This is a genomic window from Chloroflexota bacterium (genome assembly GCA_020850535.1).
In the GTDB taxonomy this organism is placed as follows: Bacteria; Chloroflexota; UBA6077; order UBA6077; family JACCZL01; genus JADZEM01.
This window is the reverse complement of record JADZEM010000074.1, coordinates 25772-36991: the sequence shown is the minus strand read 5'-3', so window position 1 is coordinate 36991 and position 11220 is coordinate 25772. Positions and strand designations below refer to the sequence as shown.

8 protein-coding genes are annotated in these 11220 nt (G+C 70.1%); 5 read left to right on the top strand and 3 right to left on the bottom strand.

The window, feature by feature from the left end:
* Positions 1-353: transposase (locus IT306_11315; GenBank protein MCC7369006.1), on the top strand; the 353-nt coding region annotated here is incomplete at its 5' end.
* Between the two features lie 323 nt (positions 354-676).
* On the opposite strand, the gene IT306_11310 is transcribed toward IT306_11315, so the two are convergent.
* Both IT306_11310 and IT306_11305 read right to left on the bottom strand, forming a co-directional pair.
* Positions 677-1345, bottom strand: a complete 669-nt coding sequence (locus IT306_11310) for a hypothetical protein (GenBank protein ID MCC7369005.1) — start codon at positions 1343-1345, stop codon at positions 677-679.
* A gap of 735 nt (positions 1346-2080) precedes the next feature.
* Positions 2081-4354 carry a ComEC/Rec2 family competence protein gene (locus IT306_11305; protein ID MCC7369004.1) on the bottom strand — a complete coding sequence of 758 codons (2274 nt, stop codon included), beginning with the start codon at positions 4352-4354 and terminating at the stop codon, positions 2081-2083.
* 654 nt (positions 4355-5008) lie between these two features.
* On the opposite strand from IT306_11305, the gene IT306_11300 reads away from it, so the two are divergent.
* Positions 5009-6316 carry a pentapeptide repeat-containing protein gene (locus IT306_11300; protein ID MCC7369003.1) on the top strand — a complete coding sequence of 436 codons (1308 nt, stop codon included), beginning with the start codon at positions 5009-5011 and terminating at the stop codon, positions 6314-6316.
* A 448-nt stretch (positions 6317-6764) separates the two neighbouring features.
* Here IT306_11300 and IT306_11295 read toward each other — a convergent pair whose 3' ends face one another.
* Complete coding sequence (locus IT306_11295; protein MCC7369002.1) at positions 6765-7370, bottom strand: ComEA family DNA-binding protein; 606 nt, start codon at positions 7368-7370, stop codon at positions 6765-6767.
* A gap of 149 nt (positions 7371-7519) precedes the next feature.
* Here IT306_11295 and IT306_11290 point away from each other — a divergent pair, with 149 nt between their 5' ends.
* Genes IT306_11290 through IT306_11280 form a run of 3 tightly spaced genes read left to right on the top strand, consistent with a single transcriptional unit; the run spans position 7520 to position 11210 of the window.
* Entirely contained in the window at positions 7520-8893 is a 1374-nt protein-coding gene (locus tag IT306_11290) for a CDP-glycerol glycerophosphotransferase family protein (GenBank protein ID MCC7369001.1), read from the top strand.
* On the top strand, positions 8890-10032 hold the full coding sequence (locus IT306_11285; protein MCC7369000.1) for a glycosyltransferase: 1143 nt from the start codon (positions 8890-8892) through the stop codon (positions 10030-10032). Before IT306_11290 ends, IT306_11285 begins: the two co-directional genes overlap by 4 nt.
* Positions 10029-11210, top strand: coding sequence for a glycosyltransferase family 4 protein (locus IT306_11280; protein MCC7368999.1), 1182 nt, complete (start codon positions 10029-10031; stop codon positions 11208-11210). Before IT306_11285 ends, IT306_11280 begins: the two co-directional genes overlap by 4 nt.
* Positions 11211-11220: the final 10 nt, after the last annotated feature.

The following is an 11220-nucleotide window of genomic DNA, read 5'->3' as shown; positions in this document are numbered from 1 at the left end:
TGCACCCCTGGCTGGAGGCCGAACTGACGGCGATCCTGGCGACGCTGCCCGAGCCGCCGGCCCAGACCGAGGCCGAGCGCCGCGCGACCTGGCAGCGCTGGCAGGCCGGGCTCACCGTCCGGTTCACGCTGCCCGACCGCCTGCCCCCCCTCCGTTTGCTGCTCGTGCTCGACAATCTGAGCGGCCACAAGACCCCGAGCCTGGTCCTGTGGCTGGTCGCGCACGGCGTCATGCCGCTGTACACCCCGCTCAGCGCCACCGCCACGCCCTCGGCGGCTCCGGCGCCATCGCTCGTCGGCCGATCCATCGCCGACCTACCGCACTCGATCAATGGCGACGCTCATGCCAAGTGACCCACCAGCGAAGCTTCGGGTCCGGTAGGGACGGAAGGTCGCCCTTCCGCCCCCCGGTCAGAACCCGGCGTGCAGATTTCCCGCACCGGGCTCCCCAGAACAGATCGGTCGCACGGTCAGTCAAAGGATCAGACTCAGGCCTGCGTCATCCGGGGTGACGGGAGGTGGAACCAGGGCTTGGCGTTCAAGCTTGCCCAATCACCGTGACGTGCCGCCTTCTGGCTGCGCCGCCGCAGTGTCGCCCACCAGAGCTTGCGGACTCGCCACCGTACACCGTCGAGTGCCGGTCCACAGAGGCGCAGTCCGAAGTACTGGTAGTAGCCTCAGAGCATCCGTGTCACATTGGCTTGCTGGGCCCGGACCCGAACGTGCTGGTTCGCCGTCAGCCACGTGGCGGCTGTGCACAAGAAGCGCTCACGCGCCTTGGCGCTCGGCTTCCGTCCCAGGTGGATACAGCCGCTCCGCGCCTTCGTCAGATAGTGGGTGAAGCCCAGGAAGGTGAAGGTCGCCGGCCGTTCGACCGGGCGCCCCGGCCCCCGTAACAGGCTGCCGTCGAAGCGCAGCTTCGCCGTCTTTTCCGGCGCGACCCGCAGCCCGAAAGCCGCCAGCCGCCCCTCCAACTCCTGCTGAAAGCGCTCGGCATCTTGCTGGTCCCGAAACACCGCCATGAAGTCGTCCGCGAAGCGCCGGGTCAGCTCCGCGACGCTCCGGCAGTTCTTCTTGAAGCGCCGCTCGAACCGCAGATCAAGCACGTAGTGGAGGTAGACGTTCGCCAACACGGGGCTGACGGGGCCGCCCTGTGGGACTCCCTCGCTCGCCTGCGTGACCACCCCACGCTCCACCACGCCGGCTTTCAGCCAGTTGTTCAGGAGGCGCAGCAGCTCCTCGTCCACGTACTGGACGACGTTGGTGAGTCGGTCTTCTTTCTTCGCCCGTGCGACGAGCCCGGCGAGTTTCGTGGACACGGTTGATTCGGCCTCGGGTGCCGCCATGTGTCTCTCGTCGGGCAAGCTGTCCTGCGCCGCCCCTTTCCTCCACGGGCGTTGCCCCGCTTCCTCGGTACTACGGGCCGCTCTGCCACCCTCGGCAGCATCGCGGTCGCTGACGCCTTCGCTCGCGCTACTCACCGGGTGAGACCACCGTGGGCTTCCCAAGTTCCTCCACCTATCCGTTGCCCGGCGTGCCACGCGCTTCGACCCCGGTAGATTCTCCGGCGCAGTCGCCATAGCCCACGCCCACTGGAGCCTTCCCGTTTGAGGACACGGTCGGCATCTGCTCTACATCGGTCACGGGGCTGATCCGCTTCACTTGCGTTGTGGCCTGTCGGTCGCTCTGTCTACGCTTCGCCGCGGTCGATACCTCGCGCGGCGCAAGACTCGATTCCCGCTGGCTGGCTGGGCCTTGGCGGGGAAGGAATCACACCTCCTGGATAAATGAGGCTTCCCTTGGCGCACCCTCAAACCGACGAGGGTCGGTCGCTGGACACACCAAACCTGTGCCCAGCGAGGCAGCAGGGCGAAGGTGGCCACAAACCACCAGGGATCCGCGGCTTTGAGGCTTGCCGCCGCCGTCTGCTGCGCCGAAGTGCTGAGGCCAGAAAGGGCCTCTGGCCAGCCTCTACCAGAGAAGCGAGGGACTCAGACGAGTCCAATGGAGCGGACCTCTCCGGCATACACCCACCCTCAGGAACTTGACAGGTTTGTCCACAGGTGACGCCACAAAGCCGGCTACTCGGCGGACAGCAACAGCGGCCCGAACTGGGGCGGTGGCAGCAAGAGGTCGCAGCTTTGGCCGGACGGGCAGCGCTCAGTGCGCGCGCCGATGCCACCGTCATGAATCGTCAGTTCGACGGTCCCGAAATCACGGGCCAGCAGCAGCGGCACGCCAGCCTCGCCGCGAGCGCGCGCCGTGCCAGGATCGCCGATCAGCAGGAGCCACGCCTGCGGCGGCAGCGAGCGCGCCCAGCTCGCGCCGCTGCGCGGGAGCCGGGCCGCCAGCGGCGCGCCTGAGAGCGCTCCGGCCCAGCGGTCAGACGGCGCACCCGGTCCGGGCAACGCCAGCTCAAGCCCATCAAGCTGAATGAGCAGGTCCAGAGCCGGCTGCTCGCCGGCCGTCCGCACGTCTACGACGAGGACACGGACGCCGTCAGCAAGGTCCACCGTCGTGCCCGGTGCGAGCGGAGTCGCCGTCGCCGACCACCGGTCGCCCGCTGGCCACACGTCCGCCACAGCGCCGGCAGTCAACAGATCGACGGCCAGGCGCAGACCGCCCGGCCCGACCACCACGTCAAGCCGGTGCTCCCACAGATCGAGCTGGCTGCCGACACCGGCCACGACGTCAGGGCCGGACTGACCCGTCATCACCAGTGTCGTGCGGCCGTCCGGCGCCCGGATGACGGCGGCTGACGGCTCCACGTCGAGGATCGCCGCGACCGTCGATCCGTCACGACCGCCCACAGCGAGGCCGGCGAGCGAGAGGGCGGCCAGCGCCAGGGCGGCTGCGAGCAGCCCGGACCACATCACGGCAGGACGCAGGCCGAGCGCCCGCAGGTCAGCCGAGCCGCCTGCAGCCCATGCGGCGAGGGCGCCGTACCAGAACAGGGGCAGCCAGACCGGCGCTTGCCCAACGGCAATCGTGCCGCCGGGCAGGCCGGCGAACCCGACGATCAGGCCGAGCAGCAGACTGGTCAGCGCCCAGCCGAGCCATCCCAGCGCCACATCCACCCCAGGCAGCCCGCCGAGCAACGCCAGCAGCGCGCCCACCACCATGATCGGCGGGACCAGTGGCGCGGCCAGCACGTTCGCAGGCAGTCCGACCAGGGAGACTCGCTGAAAGGTCCCCACCACCAGCGGCAGGGTCGCGACCTGGGCCGCCACGGCCACCGCGATCCACCCGGACACTGGCGACGGAACGCGCACGGCTTCAAGCCTGCGCTGGATGGAGGGGCTCAGCACGATCAGTCCGGCCGTCGCGGCGACGGATAACTGGAACCCGAGGTCGAACGCCAACCCGGGATCCCAGCCCAGCAGCAGCGCCGTTGCCACCAGCAGCGCGGCGAAGGTGTCTGGCTGCCGACCGAGCGCCTGCGCCGTGAGCGCGAAGGTCGCCATCGCAGCGGCCCGCAGCGCAGATGGCGGCGCTCCGACCATCAACGCGTAGAGCCAGACCCCGACCAGGGCCAGGCCGCAGGCCGGCGCACGCCCGACGACGGTCAGCGCCAGCACCAGCAGCGCGCCCGCGACCATCGCCACGTTGGCGCCGGACACGGCGGTCAGGTGCGACGTGCTGGTCGCACTCATGGCGGCCCGCAGATCCGGCGGCAGGCCGGCCCGCGCCCCGAACACCATGCCGGCCAGGAGCGAAGCCTGCGGCTCGGGAAGCTGCTCGCGGGCCGTCCCTTCGGCCAGCGCGCGAGCTTCCCCGAGCCAGCGGCGCAGTCCCGGCCGTCCCTCCTCCACCACCCGCACGATCCCGGCGTCGAGGGTCCAGCCGATACCGCGCCGCGCCAGGATCTCGGCCAGCGGCCAGCCCGGCCGCGAACGGGGTCGAGCGAGCTGGCCGCGCAGCTCGACCAGATCGTCATGCGACGCCGGAATGGTCGAGGCCCGCAGAAGCACCCGGGCCGGCCCGCTGACCGGCTGCCGAGCCTCGCGAGGCTCAGGCGCGCGGGAGATCGTCTCGACCTGCGCCACGACCTCGAACCGAGAGCCACGCGGCGTCGGAGCGTCGAGCAGGCGGGCGCGGACGACCACCGCGCCAGCATACGCTGTGAGCGGGTCGTCCGAGGGCGCCGCGGCCCACCACGACGCCCAGGCGACGCCCAGCAGACCGGCCGACAGCCCGAGCGCCAGAAGGCGAATCCTGGCGGATGGTGTAAGGCCAGCCGCACACAGCGAGACGGCGGCCGACAGCGCCGTCAGGAGCGGGGGCAGCGCCACGAGCGCGCTGACCGCGATGCCAACACTCCAGCAGCCTGCCAGGATCAGCCCCGCGCTGCCCACCCACGCCCCCTGCGTCTCGCCGTGCGCTCGGCAAGCGCACCGGTGATGCGCGAGGATAGTACTGAGCACCCTGACCGTCAAGTGCCGACCGCCGAGAACGTCGGGTTCCGCCACCCCAAATCCGCACGAAACGGCCTCACCAGTCGTTGTTACCTGATGAGGCGGCGCGCCACACGTCGGTGGCGCGCCGACGCAGCAATCGTGAGGATGGTGGTCGCATGGACGACGACGCTGGGCGCACAGGGCTGTACAGAATTCATGCAGCCTGTTACCATCCGTCTGTCGCGACACTGTGACCTAAGACGAATTCTTGACAAAACGCTAATCCAGGAATAGGCGCGCTGTCGCGACATTAGCCAGCTATAGGTGTGCCCGCAACAAGGCGGCGCTCACCGCGCGAAACCCTGCCGCTCGGGAACAGAATCACAACCATCGAAGGGAACACACGCGCCCCCGGGGCGCGGTAGGATACAGCATTGTGAATTGTCGGAATCTCGCGTCAGAGCCTCAGGCCGGCCCGCGATCCTGCGCCAAGACCCCTGAGTACGCCGCCGCGCCACAGGGCGGGGTGGCAGGCTCGGCCGGGCGCTGGACAGGCGCGGGCCGAACCCGGGGCCGTGGCGTTCCCACTCCAGGTGCGCCCGAGGTCCGACGATGAGTGTCCCCGTCGAGATCCAGCTCCTCGTGGACGGGGTGCTGATCATCGGCCTGCTGGCGATGCTGGTGATGAACTGGCGGATCCACGCGGTTGTGACGCAAGCCTTGAGCGTTGCGCGCGGCACCTCGATTGCCGAGCGCTGGGCGGCGGCCGTCGGCCTGCTCGGGCGAGACAACGGTTCGAAGAAGACCTCGGTCGAGTCGCGGCTGGGCGGCATCTACGCTGTCGAACAGGTGGCCCGCGAGGCGCACTCGTACCGAACGCCGACCATGGAGCTCCTGGCCGCCTACATTCGCCAGCACGCGCACGTCGGAAGCACCGGCATCGAGCCAGACGTGGAGATCCAGTCCGTGCTGACGGTGCTCGGGCGGGGGGGCGTGGATGGCCTCGATCTGCGGCGCACGGCGCTCTGGGGCATCGACCTGGAATCGTCCAGCATGGTGGCGGCCGACTTCTCCGAGTCACGGCTGAGTGGGGCGCGCCTCACCGGCATGCGCCTGGCGCGCGCCCGCTTCCGCGACGCGAACCTTGCTGACGCCAACCTCGCCGGCGCGGACCTCGCGGGGGCAGCGATGGCTGGCGTGAAGCTGACGGGGGCTGACCTTTCGGGCGCGAACCTGCGCGGCGCGGACCTGACCGGGGCCGACCTCTCACGGGCGCGCCTGCGCGGTGCGGACCTCCGAGACGCACAGCTCACCGGGTGCTCGCTGCGAAACGCGGTGCTCGACGGCGTCGATCTGACGGCCGTCAACCTCGCCAATGTGACCCTCGAAGGCGCGAGCCTGAAATCGGCCACGCTCGCGCGGGCCGACCTCCAGCAGGCGCACATCAGCCACGCCGACTTCAGTGCTGCCAACCTGCGCGGTGCGCTCCTGCGCGGCCTGGATCTGACCACGGCGCGTCTGCAGCAGGCCATTCTCTCCGAGGCGGACCTTGGACACACCAACCTGCGTGGGGTAGATCTACGCGGCGCACAGCTTCGCGAGGCCAGCCTCTACCTCTCCGACCTCCAGTCAGCCACGCTTCAGAGCGTCAGCCTGCATGGCGCTGACCTGATCGGCGCGAACATGCAGGGGGCGAACCTCGAACGGGCCAACCTGACCGGCGCATCGCTGATCGGCACGGACCTGCGTCACGTCAACCTCGTGGATGCCACGCTCGACAACGCCGACCTCGAACGGGCTGAGCTGAGCGGGGCGACGATGATCGGGGCCTCGACACGCGGCTGCTCGTGGCGGGAGGCGCGGCTGCTCGGCGCGATCCTGCCCGACGACTTTCCGCGCCCATCGTCCAGCCCGGCCTAGCAGCCTGTCAGTCGTGAACGACCGGGTCGGGTCACTCGACGCTTCCCCCGTCATCCCGAGCGAAGCGACCCGTTCGGCACGCTCAGGGCAAGCCTGCCGGCACTTCCCCCGTCATCCCGAGCGACGTGAGGGTGCTCCCGTCACCGTCATCCCGAGCGGAGTGAGCGTGCGAACGCAGTCGAGGGATCTTCCTCACGCTACAGAAGGAGAAGATCCCTCTCCACTCCGCTCGTGCCTCGCCGCGGTCGGGATGACGGAGGGGAGGGCGTTCCTCGCGTAGCTTGCCCTGAGCGTGCCGAATGGGGTCGGGATGACGAGAGGGTGTGCTCGTGCCTCGCCGCGGTCGGAATGACGGACGCGAGGTCGTTTCTCGCTGCTGTCAGGTTGACGATGGGCACCGAGCGACCCTGCGATTCACGCCTGCCGAGCCACCAGCCCGCGGCCGAGACTACCGGTCGACCAGCTCCTTGATCCGCTCGAACGTCGTGGCGTTCACGAGATTCGCCGTTCGCAGTTGCTGAATACTCTCGAACGGGCCGTTCTGCTCGCGGTAGGCCACGATGCGCTGCGCCGTGACCGGCCCGACGCCCGGCAGACGGTCGAGCTCGGCTACCGAGGCCGTGTTGATGCTCAGCCGGCCAGGGGTCGGACTGGGGATGTGCGCGGCGATGGCCAGCATCGGGTCGACCCGCTTCGGCACCACGATCTGCTGCCCATCCGCGAGCCGGGCGGCCAGATTGATCCGGTGGATGTCGCCCTCGCCGCTCGGTCCGCCGGCCGCCTTCAGCGCATCCTCGATCCGCGCGCCGACCGGCAACCGATAGGTGCCAGGGGCGATCACCTCGCCGCTCATGTGGACCACCAGCACCGCCGGCGTCTGGGGCGACACCGCCGCGACCGGCTTGACGGTCGGCTGCTGCTGGACGACCACTCGCGGGGGCTCCGGACGCCGCACAATCAGGACGCCGAGGCTCACGGCGACCGCGCCGAGCATCGCCGCTGCCAGCCACGCGCGGTAGCGACCGACCCAGTCGATTGCAGCCCGGCTGCTCACCGTTCACCCCTCGCCCGTGAGACACACACCCACGGCACGAACCCAGCACGTCCTTCGCGAAGTTGGCCCGATTCTACCGCGTCTGAGCGCTCAACGCGAGCCGGCTTCTCGAAGGGACGGGGTACGCGCGTGGTACACTTCCGCGCCGTATGGAACGCCTGACCTCACCTCGCCCGCCTGAGCGGCCGGTCCTGTTCGTGGCCCGTGAGCCTGACGAGACGTTACGGACGTTCCTGCCGGTCATCGACCGTCTGCAGGCCGACTATGAGACGCCGTGCTCGGTGCTCTTCCACCACGCGCCGGGCGACTGGGCGCGGGCGGCCCTCGCCGAGCGCGGCGTCCCGCTGTACGAGGTCGCGCTCCCGGGCCAGACCCTGCCGGCGGGCCTTGGGCGGCTGCCGGGTGCTGCCACGGTGGACGAGATCGCGCGGCTGAGCCGGGCGCGAGCGCTGGCTCAGCGCATGCTCCGCGAGATCGGACCGTCAGCCGTCGTCGTGATTCAGGACACCCTGCTCCTCGAACGGTTCCTGGTGCGCGAGGCGAACGCCGCCGGCCTCCCGACCCTGGTCGTGCAGTGGGCCTTCAGCTACCCCCAGGAGATGTACGACCGCCTGCGGAAGATCCAGTACGCCCCGGCCACCCCGCAACGCGAGCGCAGCCCGCTCCGGCAGCGGATCGGGCCGTTGACGCGTACGGTCTACCAGTCGATTCTGGGCGCACTGGGTTTGCGGTTCACCCTCGTGGAGAGCTACGGCGGTGGCGAGGCCGAGCAGTTCGCCGTCATGGGCAGCGCATTCCGCGACCAGTTCGTGGCGCAGGGCGTCCGCAAGCGCGAGATCGTCGTGACCGGCCACCCCACCCACGATGCCGTCTACCGCCGCGCGCAGACCGCAGACGCCGCTGCCCGATTGGCGATTCGCCAGCAGTACGGCATGCCCCTCACCGAGACGGTGGCCCTCTACGCCACGCAGCCGGTCCTCTGGCGCAAGGTCATCTCCCACGAGACCCTCGAAGCGAACGTCCGCGCCATGGCCGAGGCGATTCAGACCATCGACGGCTGCACCCTCGTCCTCAAGCTGCACCCGCGCGAGCACGCCGAAGACTACGCCTTCTGCCAGACGCTCGATCCGCCGGTGACGGTCCTCACCCAGGCCGAGATGCCGGACCTGATCGCCGCCTGCGACCTGTTCATCTCGTCGTCTTCGTCCACGGTCCTGTTGGCGATGCTGCTGGACCGGCCGATTGTGACGGTCAACTTCGACGAGGTGCCGCACTTCGACCAGTTCGAGCCGATTGGCGGGACCGTCCACGTCCGGACGCACGGGGCGTTCGCCGACGCCGTCTGGAGTCTGCTCACCGACTCGGTCGCCCGCGACCGCCTGCGCCGCAAGCGCGAAGAGGTCGTCGAGCGGTACACCCGCTTCGACGGCAAGGCGGCGGCGCGCATCGCCGCGGTGATCGCCGGCTCGCTGGGGCTGCCGCTCCGAGACACGGTCGGGGCGGCGACCGGAGCACACCCGTGAAAGCGCTGTTCCTCTGCCAGCATCTCAGTGTGGGCGGGGCCGAAGAGCTGGTCCTGGGGGCCAGCACCACGCTGCCATCCGTTGGCGTCGAGACCGGCGTGGTGGCGCTCACGAAGCGTGGCCCCATCGCCGAGGAGATCGCAGCCGCCGGTGTGCCGGTTCAGCTTGCCAGCGGACAGCCCGGCCCGCGCGACCCGGCCGCCTTCCTGCGGCTGGTGCGGCTGCTCCAACGCGAGCGGCCAGAGATCGTGCACACCTTCTTGATCGTGGCCAGCATCTACGGGCGGCTGGCCGCGATCATGGCGGGCGTGCCGGTGGTGCTGGCCGCCGAGCAGAACATCTACGAGCGCAAGCCGAAGCGCCACGCCCTGCTTGAGCGGGCGCTGGCGGCGCGGACCTACCGTGTGGTGGCCTGCTGCGCGGTGGTCGGGCAGTTCTACCAGCGGCAGGTCGGCGTGCCGGCCGCGAAGATGGCCGTCATCTACAACGCCGTCCGCTTCGGGCGGCAGCCGACGGTCGCGGATCGAGCGCCGGCCCGGGCCGCCCTCGGCCTGCCCGAGGACGCCATCGTCCTGGGGACGCTCGGGCGGCTCACCGAGCAGAAGGGCCAGCGGACGCTGCTCCAGGCCGTCGCGCGGCTCGCGCCGAGTCACCCGAAGCTGGTGGCGTTCCTGGCCGGCGTCGGGCCGCTCCGCGACGAACTCGAAGCCGAGGCCGAACGGCTGGGCATCGGAGAGCGGGTGCGGTTTCTAGGGATGCGCCGCGACCGCGACACCCTCTACGCCGCCATGGACATCTTCGTGCTGCCGTCCCAGTGGGAGGGGCTGTCCCTGGCGCTGGTCGAAGCGATGGGCACAGGACGGGCGGTCGTGGCGACGAGCGTCGGTGGCAACCCCGAGGTGGTCGGCGATGGGCGAACCGGGCTGCTCGTGCCGGCGGCCAGCGTCGATGCCCTGGCCGACGCCCTCGATGGGCTGGCTGCCAGCGAGCATCGGCGGCTCGCGCTTGGCGCGGCGGCTGCCGCTGAGGCGCGCGCTCGCTTCTCCATCGAGCAGCACGCCCGCGAGCTGGCCGCCCTCTACCGGCAAGGCGTCGCCGAGCGAAGCGGGCGGCCGGCCCTCCTGGGAGTGCGCGGATGAGCGCGTCCAGCCGCCTGCGCGTCTCCATCGTCAACTACACGCTCAGCATGATGCGCGGCGGCGGCGAGACCCGCGACCTGGCGTTCGCGACCCATCTCGACGCGCTCGGCTGCGACGTGACGCTGGTGTCGGTCGATCCGCTGCTGGGCAAGGTGCGCCACCCGATCGCCGGCGTCCCAGCACGATACCTGCGCGCGCCGTACTTCCGAGACCTGGTCTACCGGTTGATGGTGCTGCCGAAGACCGGACGGCTGGCAACCTTCCTGCTGAACCAGGATTTCAAGCGGTTCAGCAAGGCCGTCGTCAACCTTGTGGCCGATCCGGCCTACCCCATCGACATCCTCCAGGCGGCTGGACTGTATCCCGTGGTCGAGGTCAAGCGGCGGCGACCTCTTCCCGTCATCATTCGCAACCAGGGCGGCCTGCCCGCGAAGTGGCTGCGACCGTACGTTCCGAAGGCCGACGCGATCATCGGGGACGGCTGGGACGCGCTCAACTTCGAGCAGGCGCTCGGGCGCGAGCTGGTCGAGATCACGGGCGGCGTGGACTCCGAGCTGTTTCGGCCGGTCGAGCCAGATGAGGAGCTACGCTCGCAACTGGCCGGACGGCCGATCCTGCTCTACGTCGGGCGGTTCGTGCCGCTCAAGAACCTGCCGATGCTGATCGACACCTTTGCCGAGGTCCGCACGGCCCGGCCCGACGCCGCCCTCGTGATGGTGGGCGAGGGCGCCCTGGAGGGTCAGGTCCGCGAACAGGTCGCGCGCCTGGGGCTGTCAGACGGCGTCACGTTCCTGGGTCACCAGCCACAGTTTCGGCTGCCGGCCCTCTACGCGGCGTCCGATGTCGTCCTGCTCTCGTCGATCTTCGACAACTCCCCGAACTGCGTGCTGGAGGCGAACGCCTGCGAGCGCCCGGTGGTAGCGACGCGGGTCGGCGGGGTGCCGCGTTACGTCACGGAGGGCGAGAACGGGCTGCTGGCCGACTCCAACGACGCCAGCGGCTTCGCCCAGGCGATCCTGGCGCTGCTCAGCAACCCCGGGCGCGCCCGCGCGATGGGCCTGAACGGACGGCAGCGCGTGCTGGAGCGTCACTCCTGGCGCAAGAGCGCCGAGAAGCTGATCGGGCTGTACGAGCGGCTGCTGGCGGCCGGCCCCCGGCCGCTCCAGCGGCGACCCTGAGGAGCCATGT

What these genes read in the sequence shown, in the direction of transcription:
- IT306_11310 (MCC7369005.1), bottom strand. Translation starts at nt 1,345, where the DNA reads ATGGCGGCACCCGAGGCCGAATCAACCGTGTCCACGAAACTCGCCGGG.
- IT306_11300 (MCC7369003.1), top strand. Translation starts at nt 5,009, where the DNA reads ATGAGTGTCCCCGTCGAGATCCAGCTCCTCGTGGACGGGGTGCTGATC.
- IT306_11290 (MCC7369001.1), top strand. Translation starts at nt 7,520, where the DNA reads ATGGAACGCCTGACCTCACCTCGCCCGCCTGAGCGGCCGGTCCTGTTC.
- IT306_11280 (MCC7368999.1), top strand. Translation starts at nt 10,029, where the DNA reads ATGAGCGCGTCCAGCCGCCTGCGCGTCTCCATCGTCAACTACACGCTC.